Source organism: Pseudomonas acericola (SeqCode) (genome assembly GCF_053456465.1).
This window is the reverse complement of the sequence record NZ_JBRFJB010000001.1, coordinates 776,188-792,724: the sequence shown is the minus strand read 5'-3', so window position 1 is coordinate 792,724 and position 16,537 is coordinate 776,188. Positions and strand designations below refer to the sequence as shown.

4 protein-coding genes are annotated in these 16,537 nt (G+C 65.0%); 3 read left to right on the top strand and 1 reads right to left on the bottom strand.

Annotated elements, in window-relative coordinates:
- The first annotated feature begins 153 nt into the window (after positions 1–153).
- The 3 genes from dsbD to dsbG are packed head-to-tail and all read left to right on the top strand — an operon-like array spanning position 154 to position 3,469.
- The gene (gene dsbD / locus ACU688_RS03595) at positions 154–1,887 is read left to right on the top strand and encodes a protein-disulfide reductase DsbD (RefSeq protein ID WP_448183667.1); all 1,734 of its coding nucleotides are present in this window, start codon (positions 154–156) and stop codon (positions 1,885–1,887) included.
- The gene (locus tag ACU688_RS03590; protein WP_448183666.1) at positions 1,887–2,732 is read left to right on the top strand and encodes a TlpA family protein disulfide reductase; all 846 of its coding nucleotides are present in this window, start codon (positions 1,887–1,889) and stop codon (positions 2,730–2,732) included. The genes dsbD and ACU688_RS03590 overlap by 1 nt, the downstream gene beginning before the upstream one ends.
- The gene (gene dsbG / locus ACU688_RS03585; RefSeq protein WP_448183665.1) at positions 2,708–3,469 is read left to right on the top strand and encodes a thiol:disulfide interchange protein DsbG; all 762 of its coding nucleotides are present in this window, start codon (positions 2,708–2,710) and stop codon (positions 3,467–3,469) included. Before ACU688_RS03590 ends, dsbG begins: the two co-directional genes overlap by 25 nt.
- A gap of 133 nt (positions 3,470–3,602) precedes the next feature.
- Here the strand turns inward: dsbG and ACU688_RS03580 are convergent, their stop codons facing one another.
- Entirely contained in the window at positions 3,603–16,487 is a 12,885-nt protein-coding gene (locus tag ACU688_RS03580; RefSeq protein WP_448183664.1) for a non-ribosomal peptide synthetase, read from the bottom strand.
- Between the last annotated feature and the right edge of the window lie 50 nt (positions 16,488–16,537).

Sequence of the window (16,537 nt, the reverse complement as noted above, 5' to 3'; positions counted from 1 at the left end):
GCGTGATTAAAAGTGCAGCCGATTAAGTGCAGATTATGCCGCTAAAAGATCCATGCTCAGAGATTCCCTACACTCTAGAATAGCGCCAGTTAATCATCGGTTAATCAACGCCACACATTGTGTGCCTCACTTGCATCGAACTAAGGCTTGACCATGCGGCATCTGTTTATCTTTCTGCTGGTGTTGTTCGCGGGGTTCGCCCAGGCAGCGCCGGGCAGCAATCCCTTCGAAACCAAAACCGATTTCCTTCCGGTGGGCAAGGCCTTCACCTTTACCTCCGAGCGCCTGGAAAGTGGCGAGACCCAGCTGTATTGGCAGATTGCCGACGGTTACTACCTGTACCAGCAGCGCATGAAGTTCGACGGCCTGGCCGAGAAGCCGGTGCTGCCGCAAGGCGAAGCCCATAGCGATGAGTTCTTCGGCGAACAGCAAGTGTATCGCCAGGGCCTGGAAGTGAAAATTCCTGCCGGTGTTACCGGTAAGGTCAAGCTGGGCTGGCAAGGCTGCGCCGATGCGGGCCTGTGCTACCCGCCGCAATCGATGACGGTGGACCTCGGTGGTCCAGCCAAGCCAGCAGTGGCTGGCGGTACGGCCGACGACCAGAAAATCGCCAGTTTCCTCAGTGAACGGAGCCTGTTCTGGAGCTTGCTGGCGATTTTCGCGCTCGGCCTGGGCCTGGCGTTCATGCCCTGCTCATTGCCCATGTTGCCGATTCTCGCGGGCCTGGTGGTAGGCAGTGGCGCCAGCCCGCGACGCGGCTTTGCCCTCGCTGGCAGCTACGTGGTGTGCATGGCCCTGGTGTATGCCGCACTGGGCGTGGTGGCGGCCCTGCTCGGCGCCAACTTGCAGGCGTGGCTGCAGCAACCCTGGGTGCTCGGCTCCATCGCGACGCTGTTTGTGTTGCTGGCGCTGCCCATGTTCGGCTTCTTCGAGCTGCAACTGCCGGCCTTCCTGCGTGATCGCCTGGACAACCTCAGCCGCCAGCAAAGCGGCGGCAGCATGGTCGGGGCGGGCATTCTCGGCGCCCTCTCCGCCCTGGTGGTGGGCCCCTGCATGACGGCCCCCCTGGCGGGCCTGCTGCTGTATATCGGCCAGACCGGCGACGTGGTGTTCGGTGGCCTCGCGCTGTTCACCCTCGGCATCGGCATTGGTGTGCCGCTGCTGTTGCTCGTCACCCTGGGCAACGGTGTGCTGCCCAAGTCCGGCAGCTGGATGAACCTGGTCAAGGGCATCTTCGGCTTCCTGTTCCTCGGCAGCGCCGTGCTGATGATCCGCCCGGTGGTCGATGCCAGCCTGTGGCTCGGCCTGTGGGGCGCGTTGGCGCTGGTCATGGCCTATTGCGGCTGGACCCTGGCCCGCGAATACGGCTTGGCCGCCAAGGTGTTTGGCGCCGGTTCCCTGGTCTTGGGCCTGTGGGGCGCCGTGCTGGTGGTGGGCGCGGCCGGTGGCAGCGATGACCTGTGGCAACCGCTGAAGGTCTATGGCGGCTCGCCGGTGGCGGCTGCACCCAGCGCCCACGATGCCTTCATGACCATCAGCGACCCCGCCGTGCTGCAAACCCAACTCGACAGCGCCAAGGCCCAGGGCCAGTGGGTGCTGGTGGACTACTACGCCGACTGGTGCGTGTCCTGCAAGATCATGGAAAAACAGGTGTTCGGCAAACCCGAAGTGATGGGCGCCCTCAAGGACGTGCGCCTGCTGCGCCTGGACGTCACCGCCGACAACGCCGCCAGCCGCGAACTGCTCGGCCGCTACAAAGTCCCCGGCCCGCCGAGCTTTGTGTGGATCGGCCCCGACGGTGAAGAACGCCGCGCCCAACGCATCACTGGCGAAGTGGATGCCGCCGCCTTCCTGCAACGCTGGACGCAAACCCGAGACGCCCTCTGATGTTGACCCTGACCATCGGCACCTTCGCCATCGCCCTGAATCACCTCCTGCTGATCAGCGCGCTGATTCTCGCCACCCTGGTGGGGTGGCGCGTGGCCAAGCGTGGCGGTGAGAACCCGGAATCGGTGCTGTTCAGCCTGTTCCTGCTGGGCATGCTGGTGGCGCGGCTCAGTTTTGTGCTGGTGTACTGGAGCGACTACAGCCACGACCCGCTGTTGATGGTCGATCTGCGTGACGGTGGTTTCCTCGCCTGGCCCGGCGTCATCGCCCTGGTCCTCGGCGCGCTGGCGTACGGCTGGCGTCGCCCGGCCCTGCGCACGCCGCTGGGTGCCGGGGTGGTCACCGGCCTGGTGTTCTGGGGGCTGACCAGTTTGTCCCTGAGCCTGTACGACAAGGGCGCACAACTGCCGGACATCACCCTGCGCAATGCCAGCGGTGAAACGGTGCAACTGGCCGACTACAAGGGCGGCCCGCTGGTGATCAACCTGTGGGCCACCTGGTGCCCGCCGTGCCGCCGGGAAATGCCGGTGCTGGAACGCGCCCAGCGCCAACACCCCGACGTGACCTTCCTGTTCGTCAACCAGGCCGAAAGCATGCAAAGCGTCAGCACCTACCTCGCCACCCAAGGCCTGACCCTCGACAACGTGCTGTTCGACGCCAGCGGCCGCCTCGGCCAGGCCGTGGGCTCGATGGCCCTGCCGACGACGCTGTTCTACAGCGCCGATGGACGCCTGCTCAACAGCCACCTCGGTGAACTGTCCCAAGCCAGCCTGGCCCGCGCCATGGAACCCTTCGACAACGCCCCTGCAAGGAAACCCACATGCCAAGCCTCCGCCACCTGCTGACCCTGCTACCGCTTACGCTGGCGGCCACCCTGGCCCAGGCCGAAGACTGGCCGGCGCCGATCAAACAGATCGAAGCCAAGGGCGCCAAGATCCTCGGCAAGTTCGACGCCCCCAGCGGCCTCACCGGCTACGCCGCGCAATACCAGAACCGCGGCATGGCGCTGTACCTGACCGCCGACGGCAAGAACGTAATCGCTGGCAACCTCTACGACGCCCAAGGCAACGACCTGAGCAGCGCGCCCCTGGAAAAGCTGGTGTACGCGCCGATGGCAAAGGAAGTCTGGGCCAAGATGGAAAAAAGCAGCTGGATCCAGGACGGCGACGTCAACGCGCCCCGCATCGTCTACCTGTTCAGCGACCCCAACTGCCCGTACTGCAACATGTTCTGGGAACAGGCGCGGCCGTGGGTGAAGGCCGGCAAGGTGCAGTTGCGCCACATCATGGTCGGCATCATCCGCGAAGACAGCGCAGCCAAATCCGCCGCGCTGTTTGCCGCTAAAGACCCGCAAAAAGCCCTGGAAGAACACGAAGCCGCCGGTAAGGGCAGCAAGTTGCAGGCACTGGCGAAGATCCCGGCGAATATCGAGGCCAAGCTGGATGGGAATATGAAGTTGATGGATGAACTAGAGTTGTCCGCGACGCCGGCGATTTTTTATCTGGATGACAAGGGTGGGTTGCAGCAACAGCAGGGGGCGCCGTCGCCGGAGAAATTAGGGAAGATACTCGGGCCGAAATAAGCGGCGCCGGCTCGAACGCCATCGCAGACAAGCCAGCTCCCACAGTGGATGGGGTTCACACAGTTCCATAAGTGAACACAGTCCAGTGTGGGAGCGGGCTTGCCCGCGAAGAGGCCCTGTCAGGCGATGAAGATCAAAGCCCCTCCAACTCCGCCATCAAGTCACTCAACCGATCCACCTTCTCCGCACTGATCTCATTCGCCGCCAACCCATCGATATACCCGGCCAGCTCCGCCACCGTGCTGCACTCGAACATCGCCCGCAGCGGCACATCGCGCTGCAAGGTCTTCTGCACTCGCGAGGCAATCTGCGTGGCCAGCAACGAGTGCCCGCCCAGTTCAAAGAAGTTGTCCTGCACGCCGACCCGCTCAACCTTCAGCACCTCGGCCCAGATCGCGGCCAGCGTGCCTTCCAGTTCATTGCGCGGCGCCAGGTAATCCTGGCTCTGCAGCTGGCCGATTTCGAGCGAAAGCAACGCCTTGCGGTCGAGTTTGCCGTTGGCGTTCAGCGGCAGCCGGTCGAGCCACAGCCAGTGCAGCGGCACCATGTATTCCGGCAGTTCGGCGCGTAGGCGTTGCTTGATGCGGTCCAGGCGTTCGCTCGGGTTCAGCGCTTCATCCGCCGCCACCAAATAGCCGACCAGATGCTTGCCGTTGACGCCTTCCTGTACGCCCACCGCCGCATCGCGCACTTCCGGTTGCTCATGCAGACGCGCTTCGATTTCCCCCAGTTCGATGCGGTAGCCGCGAATCTTCACCTGATGGTCGATCCGCCCGACGTATTCCAGCACGCCATCACTGCGCCGACGCGCGAGGTCGCCGGTGCGATAGAGACGCTCGCCCGGTGCGCCGAACGGGTTCGGCACAAACACCGGCGCGGTGCGCAGCGGGTCGCTGACATAACCCCGCCCGACGCCCGTACCGGCCACGCACAACTCACCGACCGCGCCTTGCGGCACCAGCTCCAAGGCGCCGTCCAGCAGGTACAAGCGGTTGTTGTCGGTTGGCGTACCAATCGGCAGGTAAGTGCCACGGGTCGATGCCGCATCGACACGGAAGAACGCCACGTCATCGGAGCATTCCGCCGGGCCGTAGGCGTTTACCAGGCCAATCTGCGGGTAGCGTAGCAACCACTGGTGCGCCAACTCCGGTGGCATGGCTTCGCCGGTCGGTAGCATCCAGCGCAGGCCGTCGAGGCCGATGCGGTCTTGGGCCAACATGCCCTGGATCAGCGACGGCACGCTTTCCAATACCGTGATGCCTTGCGCCTGGACATGTTCAAGTAAACCTTGCGGATCGTGGGCCAGCGCCTTCGGCACAATATCCACCCGCGCACCAAACAGCGGCGCGGCAAGGAACTGCCACACGGAAATATCAAAGCTCTGCGAAGCGGTCTGCGCGATCACATCCGCTTCGCTCAAATCCAGATACGGCACCTTGCTCAACTGGTTATTGAGCATGCCGCGCTGCTCGACCATCACGCCCTTGGGCAGGCCGGTGGAGCCCGAGGTGTAGATCACGTAGGCGAGGTTGTCCGGGCCGCTGTAGACCTCGGGATTCGCCCCACGGGCCGGCACTTCTTCCCACACCAGCAACTGGCAGTCGAAGCCTTCGAGCAACGCGATGGCCTGCTCGCGGCACGCTTCGGTACACACCAGCAACGGCGTGCAGCTCAAGTCGATGATGCTGCGCAGACGTTGGCCTGGCAGGCCCGGGTCCAGCGGCAGGTAACCGGCACCGGCCTTGAAGCTGCCGATGATCATGCCCAGCAGGTCGAGGTTGCGCTCGCCCAGCAACGCCACCGGTTGATCCGGACCCACGCCCGCCTCGATCAACGCGTGGCCCAGGCCGTTACTGCGGCGGTTCAGCTCGTCATAGGTCCACTGCTGGTCCAGGCAACTCGCGGCGATACGTTGTGGATGTGCGGCGACCTGGCTTTCGAACAGCGCGATATAGCTGCTTTCCAGTGGATAGTCATGCTCACTCTGATTGCAGCCCTCTACGAGGAATTCACGCTCCTGCGCGCCAATCAGCGGCAGCTCAGCCATGTCGCCATGGAAACCCTGCACCAGCGCCAGCAGCAGGCGCTTGAACTCGCCGAGCATCCCTTGCACGGTGCTTTCGTCGAAGTAGCGCTGGTCGTAAGAGAGGTGCAAACCCAGGTCATCACCCGGATAGCACACGGCGGTCAGCGGGAAGTTGGTGTGGGTGCGCCCGGAATCCGAGGTGGCATTCAGGCTTTGCGCACGGTCCAGCACCGAGACTTCCACCGGCGCGTTTTCGAACACAAACAGGCTGTCGAACAGCGGTTGGCCCTTGGGCAATTCGCTGTGTTCCTGGATCGTCACCAGCGGCAGGTATTCGTACTCGCGCAGCTGCATGTTGCTGTCGAGCAGGCCGCTCAGCCATTGGCGCACGCTGCACGGTTGATCGTCCTCGGGCAGTTTCACCCGCAGCGCGATGCTGTTGATAAACAGGCCGACGGTACGCTGCATCTCCGGCATTTCCACCGGGCGACCGGCCACGGTGACACCAAACAGCACGTCGCGATCGCCGCTCAAACGCCGCAGTACCAAGGCCCACGCCGCTTGGGCGAAGGTGTTGATGGTCAATTGATGCGCCTGGGCCAGCTCGCGCAATTGCGCACCGTCGCGGACATCGAGACGGGTGTAGCAGTCGCCCACTACCATGCCGCCGTGGCCCGCGTGGTCGCGCATGAAGGGTCGGTCGCTCGGGATCGGGGTAGTGCGCTCGAAGCCTTGCAGGTTCTGCTGCCACCACTGCCGCGCCTCGTCCAGGTTCTGGCGTTGCAGCCAGGCGATGTAGTCGCGGTAGCGCGGCGGCGTGGCCAGTTGCGCGTCGCGGCCTTCGCCGAGGGCCATGTAGATATCGAAGAAGTCATTCATCAGCAACGAACGGCACCACGCATCGATAAGAATGTGGTGGTTGCTCATCATGAACCAGTAGCGCTCTGCGCCGACACGGATCAGGCGCAGGTGGAACGGCGCCTGGTTGAGCAGATCGAAACCGGCTTCGCGCTCTTGCTTGAGCAAGGCTTGCAGGCGCGGTTCCTGTTCATCTTCCGCGTCGGCGCTCCAGTCCAGGTACTCAATCGGCGTGCTGCCGGGTTTGTGGATCACTTGCAGCATGTCGGCGCCGACGCTCCAGCAGAACGACGCACGCAAGGCTTCATGACGGGCGATCACCGCCTGCCAGGCCTGGGCGAAACGCTCGGGGTCCAGAGCGCTGTTGATGCGGTAGCGGTCCTGCATGTAGTAGAGGCCGGTGCCCGGTTCCAGCAGGGTGTGCAGCAGCAGGCCTTCTTGCATCGGCGTCAGCGGGTACACGTCTTCGATGGCGCTGGTCGGCACCGGCAACGCATCCAGTTGCGCTTGGGTCAGGTGCGCCAGCGGGAAGTCCGACGGCGTGAGGCCACCGGCATCGTCCCGCAGGCAGTGGGCGATCAGGCTGTGCAGCTCGGCAAGGTAGGCGTCGGCCAGCTCGCGGATGGTTTGCAGATCGTGGCGTTCGCGGCTGAAGGTCCAGCGCAGCACCAGTTCGCCGCCGTACACCTGGCTGTCGACGCTCAAGGCGTTGGGCAGCGGCGCGTCGGGGTCATGGGCGAGGCCGGCGGATTCGTCCAGCGGGTGGAACAGCGCCGCGCCGCCGAAGCTCTGGTCGAACTGGCCGAGGTAGTTGAAGGTGATCTCGGCGCTCGGCAGTGCGGTCATGGTCTGCTGGATCGCATCGTCGGCGAGATAGCGCAACACGCCATAACCCAGGCCTTTGTGCGGCACGCCGCGCAGTTGCTCCTTGATCGCCTTGATCGAAGCGCCCTGCTCCAACTGCGGCGTCAGGCGCAGCGGGTAAGCACTGGTGAACCAGCCGACGCTGCGGGTCAGGTCGATGTCATCGAACAGGGTTTCGCGGCCATGGCCTTCCAGTTGGATCAGCGCCGAAGGCTGCCCGCTCCAGCGGCACAGCACACGGGCCAGTGCGGTCAGCAGCAAGTCATTGACCTGGGTGCGATAGGCGCTCGGCGCCTGTTGCAGCAACTGGCGCGTGTGCTCGGCATCCAGGCGCACGCTGACGGTGTCGGCATCGCGATTGCGCAGGCTGCCGTGTGGACGGTCTGCCGGCAACTCGAGCGCAGGCCCGGCCAACTGCGCCTGCCACACGCCGAGTTCCTCACGCAGGGATTCGCTGCCGGCATACGCCTGCAAACGCGCGGCCCAGTCACGCAGCGCGCTGGTCTTGGCCGGCAGGCTGACGGACTGGCCGTCGCTCAGTTGGCGATAGACGTTTTGCAGATCTTCGAGCAACACGCGCCACGACACGCCGTCCACCACCAGGTGATGGATCGCGATCAACAGGCGTTGCTGGCCCTCGGGACCGTCCACCAGCAAGGCGCGCAGCAGCGGGCCGTGTTCGAGGTCGAGGCTGCGTTGGGTGTCGGTGAACAACGCGGTGCACTGCGCCATGTCACGCACTTGCGCCTGCATCAGCACGCCGCCTTGAGGCACAGCCAAGTGCTCGGCGTGCCACTGCGCATCGCGCGGGGTGAAGCTCAGGCGCAGGGCGTCGTGGTGTTCCAGTACCGCCAGCAGCGCTTGCTCCAGGCGATGGGGATCGAGCAGTTGCAGCGGCTTGAGCAGCAGCGCCTGGTTCCAGTGCTGGCGCTGGGCAATCTCGGTGTCGAAGAACCAGTGCTGGATCGGCGTAAGGCCCGAGCTGCCGGTCAACACACCCTGCTCCGCCGTGACCTGCTCGGAGCGCGTGGCCACGGCGGCCAGGGTTTGTACGGTCTGGTGCTGGAACAAGTCGCGCGGGCTGAAATGGATCCCGGCCTGGCGCGCACGGCTGACCACCTGGATCGACAGGATCGAGTCGCCGCCCAGTTCAAAGAAGTTATCGTCGAGGCCGACTTGCTGCACGTTCAACACCGCGCACCAGATCGCCGCCAAGGTGCTTTCCAGCTCATTGCGCGGCGCCACGTAGTGTTGGCGATTGGCTTCGGGGTCTGGCTGCGGCAAAGCGCGGCGGTCGAGTTTGCCGTTGGCGGTCAGCGGCATGCTGTCCAGCACGATCAGGTGCGCGGGCACCATGTAGTCCGGCAGTTGCGCTTTCAGATGGGCCTTGAGCGCTTCGCGCAATGTGGCGTGGTCGGCATCGCTGACCAGGTACGCCACCAGCTGCTTACCGCTTGGCGAATCCAGCGCCAGCACCACCGCTTCGCGCACGGCTTCGTGTTCCAGCAGGCGGGTTTCAATCTCGCCCAGCTCAATACGAAAACCACGGATTTTCACTTGGTGGTCAATCCGCCCCAGGTACTCCACCAAGCCGTCGGCGCGCTGGCGCACCAGGTCGCCGGTGCGATACAAGCGCCCGCCATTGCGGGCAAACGGGTCGGCGACAAACCGCTCCGCCGTCATCCCCGGACGCTGGTGATAGCCCTGCGCCAGACCCGCGCCGCCGACGTACAACTCGCCGGTCGCGCCTTGCGGCACCAAGGCCAGGTCGGCGTCGAAAATGTACGCCACGCGGTCGCCAATGATGCTGCCGATCGGCACGCTGCCAGCGCCTTCTTCCAGTTGCTCGGGCGCAAGGCTGGCGAGCGGCATCACCACGGTTTCGGTCGGGCCATAGGCGTTGAAGAACACCTCGGGCTGGAACGCTGCGCGGATACGCTGCAAGTGTTCACCGGTCAGCGCCTCGCCGCCGGTGATGCACATGCGCACCGGCAAGGTCTGCTGCTGGGTCGCCAGCCACTGCGCCAATTGGCTGCCGTAGCTCGGCGTGAAGCCGAGAATGTTGATGCCGTGGTTGCGAATCAGCGCGCAGATCTCCTCCGCGTCCCACTGCCCCTGGGCACGCAAGACCACCTGCGCGCCGCTGAGCAACGGCACCAGCAGACGCTCGGTGGCGGCGTCGAAGTTGATCGAATAGAAATGCAGCTCGCAATCGTCCGGGCGCATGCCGAAACGTTCGATCACTGCCTGGCAATGCATGGCGATTTCACCGTGGGCCACCACCACGCCTTTCGGCTTGCCGGTGGAGCCGGAGGTGTAGATCAGGTACGCCTGATGCTGCGGCAGATTGATAAACGGCAACTCATCCGCCGGGTAGTTGGCGAGCACCGGCAAGTCATCTTCCAGGCACCAGCACGCCACGGTCGCCGGCAGTTCGCCGAGGGCTTCGAACATTGCCGCATCACTGAGCAGCAGGCCGATGTCGCTGTCTTCGATCATGTAGTGCAGGCGGTCCAGCGGGTATTCCGGGTCGAGCGGCACGTAGGCGCCACCGGCCTTGAGGATCGCCAGTAGGCCGATGACCATCTCCAGGGAACGCGGCAGCGCCAGGCCGACGCGCACCTGCGGGCCGACGCCGCGCTCACGCAGCATCCAGGCCAGGCGGTTGGCGCGTTCGTTCAGTTCGCGGTAGCTGAGGGTCACGCCGGCAAAGGTCAGCGCCGGCGCATCGCCACGGGCCAGCGCCTGTTGGCGGAACAGTTGATGGATGCACTGGTCGAGGCGGTGCTCGCCGTGCTCGACGCCCAGGCTGTCCTGCAACGCGCGTTGCTCGGCGGCGCTGAGCAATGGCAGTTCGCTGAGGCGCTGCTGTGGGTCGGCAATCAATGCTTCCAGCAAGTTGCGCCAATGTTCGGCCATGCGCTCAATGCGCGGCTCATCGAACAAATCGGTGCTGTAGGTCAGGCAGCAACCCAGGCGATGGTCGAGGTCGGTGACTTCCAGGTTGAGATCGAACTTGGTTGCGCGGGCATCGTTGGCCAAGTACTCGACGGTCATACCGGCCAGTTCGCGGCTCTGCTGGAATTCCCAGCGCTGCACGTTGCACATCACCTGGAACAGCGGGTTGTACGCCGCACTGCGCGGGGGTTGCAGGGCTTCGACCAAGTGGTCGAACGGCAGGTCCTGGTGGGACTGGCCTTCGATCACCGTGTGGCGCACCTGCTCAAACAATTCGCCGACATTCATCTGCCCGCTGAGCTGGCAGCGCAGCACCTGGGTGTTGAGGAACGCGCCGATCAGCCCTTCGCTTTCCGGGCGGATGCGGTTGGCCACCGGCGCGCCGATGCGCAGGTCGGTCTGGCCGCTGTAGCGGTAGAGCAACACGGCCAGGGTCGCGGTCATGGTCATGAACAGGGTCAGGCCGCGCTCGGCGTTGAAGGCACGCACGCGGGCGGCCAGCTCGTCGCTCAAATCGAAGCGGTACAACTCGCCCCGGTGGCTTTGCACCGGCGGGCGTGGGCGATCGCCGGGCAGCTCCAGCAACGGATGTTCGTGGCCCAGTTGCGCGGTCCAGTAGTCCAGTTGGCGCTGGCGTTCGCCGGATTCCAGCCACTGGCGCTGCCACACGCTGTAGTCGAGGTATTGCACCGGCAACGGCGCCAGTGGCGAGGCGCGCTCGTCGATGAAGGCTTCGTAGAGCGCGCTGAGTTCACGGGCAAATATGTCCATGGCCCAGCCTTCGGTGACGATGTGGTGCAGGGTCAGCACCAGGTAGTGCTCGCGTTCGCCGGCCTTGACCACGCAGGCGCGCAGCAACGGGCCGGTTTCCAGGTTGAACGGGGTGTGGGCCTCATGGTCGGCCAGCTGTTGCAGGCGTTGTTGGCGCGTGGTTTCGTCCAGCGCCGAGAAATCCTGCCAGTCCATGCGCAGGCCGGTTTGCGCCGCGACCTTTTGATAGGCCACGCCATCGACACTGGGGAAGGTGGTGCGCAGGGTTTCGTGGCGCATGATCAAGGCCTGCAACGCCGCCTCGAAACGCCCCACATCCAGCACACCGCGCAGGCGCGCCATGCCGCCGACGTTGTACGCCGGGCTGTCCGGTTCCATCTGCCAGAGGAACCACATGCGCTGCTGGGAATAGGACAGCGGCACCGGTTGGCTACGGTCGACCTTGGCGATGGCGGTCTGTTGGTTGCGCTGGCCCGAGGCCTGGATCAGCCCGACCTGCTCGGCAAACGCGCCCAGCTCGCTGGCTTCGAACAAGGTGCGCAGCGGCAGCTCGACGTCGCAGGCCTGGCGGGTACGGGAGATGATTTGCGTGGCCAGCAGCGAGTGCCCGCCGAGGGCGAAGAAGTCATCGCGCAGGCCGATGCGTGGCAGGCCGAGGACTTCGCGCCAGATCGCGGCGATCTGCTGTTGCAGCGGCGTTTCGGGTTCGACGTGTTCGCGGGTTTGCCACACCGGCTCCGGCAGCGCACGGCGATCCAGTTTACCGCTGGGGCTCAGGGGCATGGCGTCCAGACGCATCAGCAGCGCGGGCACCATGTACTCCGGCAGCTCGGCGGCCAGGGCGGTTTTCACGTCCTCTTCGTTCAAATCGCTGTGGGCAGTGTAGTAGCCGATCAACTGCGCATCCCGCACCAGCACCACGGCTTGGGCGATGCCATCGAGGGCCAGCAGGCGCGCTTCGATTTCTTCCGGTTCGACTCGGAAGCCGCGCAGCTTGACCTGCTGATCGAGGCGGCCGAGGTATTCGAGCACGCCGTCGGCATTCCAGCGCACACGGTCGCCAGTGCGATACAGGCGTGCGCCCTCCTCGCCCAGCGGGTCAGCGATAAAACGTTCGGCGGTCAAACCGGCACGACCCAGATAACCCCGCGCCAGGCCGATGCCACCGATGCACAGCTCACCCGGCACGCCGAGGGGCAGCAGGTTGAGGTGTTCATCCAGCACGCGGCAGATCACATTGCCCAGCGGCCGGCCAATCGGCGAACGCTCGCCGTCCTCGGCGCGGCAGTGCCAGTGGGTGACGTTGATCGCGGTTTCCGTCGGACCGTAGCGGTTGTGCAACTGCACCGCCGGCAACTGCGCCAACACGCGGTTGCGCAACTCGGCGGGCAAGGCTTCGCCACCGGAGAACAGGCGGCGCAGGCTGGTGCATTCGGCCGCCAGCGGCTCGTCGATAAACAGCTGCAACAATGGCGGCACGAAGTGCAGCGTGGTCACGCCGTGTTGCTGCACCAACTGCGCGATACGGTGCGGGTCGCGATGCTCGCCGGGGCCGGCCAACACCAGGCGGCAGCCCGTGATCAGCGGCCAGAAGCACTCCCACACCGACACGTCGAAACTGATCGGTGCCTTTTGCATCAGCACGTCGGTTTCGTTGAGTTGATAAGTGGCCTGCATCCACTGCAAGCGCTCGGCCAGGGCCGCATGGGTGTTGCCCACGCCCTTGGGCTGGCCAGTGGAGCCGGAGGTGTAGATCACGTAGGCGAGGTTGTCACCGTGCAGGTGCAGGCCCGGTGGCTGGGTGGGCCAGCTGTCGAGGTGCAGGCTGTCCATGGCGATCACGCACACGCCTTCGGCGGCGGGCAGTTGCTCCAGCAGCGAGGTCTGGGTCAGCAGCAGTTCGACGCCGCTGTCGTTGAGCATGTAGGCCAGGCGTTCGGCGGGGTAATCCGGGTCCAGCGGCACGTAGGCGCCGCCGGCCTTGATGATGGCGAGCAGGCCGATCAGCAGTTGCGGCGAACGCTCGGCGGCGATGGCCACGCACACGTCCGGGCCGACGCCTTTGTCGCGCAGATAATGGGCCAGGCGATTGGCCTGGGTGTGCAGTTGGGCGAAGCTCAGGCTGCCGTCTTGCCAGACCAGCGCGGAGTGGTCCGAGGCCTGGGCGTTGAGCAAATCGGGCAGCCATTGCTGGGCTGGCGCACACGGCGCTTCGCCCCACGGTTGCGGTTGTTGTTGCATCAGCGGGAGGTCACCGATGGCCTGTTGCGGTTGTTCGCACACGGCGTGCAGCAGGTTGACGAAGTGTTCGGCCAGACGCTCGATAGTCGCGCTATCAAACAGTTCATCGGCGTAGTCGAACGACAGGCTCAGGCGCCCGTTGCGGTCTTCTTCGCTGTGCAGTTGCAGGTCGAACTTGGCTTCGCGGCTGTGCCACGCCAGCTCGTCGGCGAGCATCCCCGGCAGGCGGCGCAAGGCGCTGAGGTCGCGTTGCTGGTGGTTGAACATGACCTGGAACAGGCCTTGTTCACGAGCCTGGGGGAAGGCTTCCAGCAGTTGTTCGAACGGCAGGTCCTGATGGGCTTGGGCGCCCAATGTGGTCTCGCGGGTGGCAGCCAATAATTGGTTGAACGCCAGCCGTCCATCCAGCTCGGCGCGCAGTACCTGGGTGTTGATAAAAAAGCCGATCAGGCCCTGGGTTTCCTGGCGCGGGCGGTTGGCGTTGGGCACGCCGATGCGGATGTCACGCTGGCCGCTGTAGCGGTAGAGCAGGGTCTGGAACGCCGCGAGCAACAGCATGAACGGCGTAGCCTCGTTGGCCTGGGCGGTCTGGCGGATCGCGGCGCTGAGGCGCGCGTCCAGGCGCACGCTGTGGCGCGAGGCGCTGTGAATATGCTGCGACGTGCGCGGGTGGTCGGTCGCCAAACTGAGCGTTGGATGCTCTTCACCCAACTGGTTTTTCCAGTACGCCAATTGGCGCTGGCCTTCACCTTCGGCCAGCCATTGGCGCTGCCAGCTGCCGTAGTCGGCGTATTGCAGCGCCAGTGACGGCAGTTCCAGGGTTTGGCCTTGGGACGCGGCGGCGTATAGGCGCGAGAACTCGTCGATCAGAATATTCAGCGACCAGCCATCGGCGATGATGTGGTGCAGGGTCACCAGCAACTGGTGATCTTCATCGTCGAGGCGCACCAGCGTTACCCACAGCAGCGGGCCTTTCTCCAGGTCGAACTGGGTGCGTGCTTCGTCCTCGCGGATCTGTTGCGCACGGGCTTCGCGCTCGGCGCTGGGCAGGTCGCTGAGGTCGATGAGTTGCAGGTCGAAATCGGTGCGGGGGTCGACGCGCTGGAAGGCTTGGCCGTCGCGTTCGTAGAAACGCGTGCGCAGCGCTTCGTGGCGTTGGATCAGGTGCTGGAAGCTTTGGCGCACCGCGTCTTCGTCCAGCTCACCGCGCAGGCGCAGGGCGCCGGGGATGGTGTAGGCGCTGCCGTGGGGGTCGAGTTGCCAGGTGATCCACAGGCGGTTTTGCGCCAGGGATTGCGGCAGCTCTTCCTGGCGCGACAGGCGCTGGATAGCGCCTTGGGCGACGCCGCCGTCGTGCTGCAATTGCGCGACGCTGGCAGCAAAGGTCGCGAGCGTCGGCGCTTCGAACAACAGACGCAGGTTCAGCTCCAGGCCGAGGGTTTCACGCAGGCGGGCAATCACCTGGGTGGCGGTGATGGAGTTGCCGCCGAGCAGGAAGAAGTGATCGTCGGCGGCCACCGTTGCCAGGTGCAGCTGTTCACACCAGATCGCGGCGATCTGGTTTTGCAGCGCGGATTCCAGCGCCGCGCCAGTGACGCACGCTTGCAGGTCGGGGAACTGCGCGTAGCTGTCGAGGCTACCGTCCGCATGGCGCAGGCCACACGCCGCGCGCTGCACCTTGCCGCTGGAAGTCTTCGGCAGCGCGCCGGGGTTGAGCAACACCACCACGCAAGGCGCTTCTTGATAAGCCTCGGCGACGGCTTGGCGGATCGCCTTGATCAGCGCCTCGGGCGTGAGGATTTTCTGCACGCTGCGGCTGATCTCCGCCGCGATGCCGATGCCTTCCAGGCCGCCGTCATTCACCGCGAACGCCGCGACCCGGCCTTTGCGCACCACCTCCACTTCGCGCTCGATGGTCTGCTCAATGTCCTGCGGATACAGGTTGTGGCCGCGCACGATCAACAGGTCTTTCAGGCGCCCGGTGATGTACACCTCGCCAAAGCGGATAAACCCGAGGTCGCCGGTGCGCAGCCAGGTGCGGCCGGCGTGTTGCACAAAGGTTTTGGCCGTGGCTTCGGGGTTGCGCCAGTAGCCGTGGGCGATGCTGGGGCCGGTGGCCCAGAGTTCACCGACGCAGTTGTCCGGCAGTTCTGCGAGGGTGTGCGGATCGGCAATCAGCACCGCGTGATCCGGTTGGCTGGTGCCGCAACTCATGATCGCACTGCCCTGCCCCGGCTCGGCGCGGTTGGCCGCCAGCGCTTGCTCATCCACGCGCAGCGCGGGGATGCCATGGCCACGTTTGCCGCCGGCGACAAACAACGTTGCCTCGGCCAGCCCGTAGGAGGCGAAGAAGTTGTCCGAGGTAAAACCACACACGGCGAACTTCTCGGCGAAGCGCTCCAGGGTGTCGAGGCGGATCGGTTCGGAGCCGGAGTAGGCCACGCGCCATTTGCTCAAGTCCAAGCGTTCGAGGGCCGATTCGCTGACCCGCTCGCTGCACAGGCGGTAGGCGAAATCCGGGCCGCCGCTGATGGTGCCGCCGTACTCGCTGATCGCTTCGAGCCAGCGCAACGGCCGGCCAAGGAAGTACGCCGGCGACATCAGCACGCAGGGCACGCCGCTGAAAATCGGTTGCAGCAGGCCGCCGATCAGGCCCATGTCGTGGTACAGCGGCAGCCAGCTGACGATCACGTCGTCGGGGTTGAGGTCGATGCCAAAGCCGCGGCGGATCAGCACTTCGTTGGCCACCAGGTTGCCGTGGCTGACTTGCACGCCTTTGGGCAAGGCGGTGGAGCCGGAGGTGTATTGCAGGAAGGCGATGTCGTCGGGTTGCAGGTCGGGGGCGATCCAGTCGCCCACCGTTTCGAGGCTGTCGACGCTTAACACCGGCGGTGCGTTTTCAATCTGCGACAAGCCTTCGGCGAGGCTGGCGATGGTCAGCAACAGGCGCGGCTCGGCATCGCTGATGATCGACAGCAGGCGCTCCTGGTGATGGCGACGGGTGGACTCCGGCGGATAGGCCGGCACCGCGATCACCCCGGCGTACAGGCAACCGAAAAACGCCACGACATAGTCCGGACCGCTGGGAAACAACAGCACCGCGCGGTCGCCCAGCTCGGCGTTGGCCTGCAAGGCGGCGGCGATGCTGCGGGCACGCTGGTCGAGGTCACGGTAACTGAGCACGACGCTGTGCTCGGCGGACTCGGCGAGGAAGCGCAGAGCCACCTGGTCCGGAGTCTGCGCGGCGCGACGTTGAAGGGACTGGACCAGGGTACGGGGAAGTTCGAAGGCGTCCATCATGGGGTTCCTGCCTGAAATCGGCTTACGGGAAATTCGGGAAGTCGGGTGCG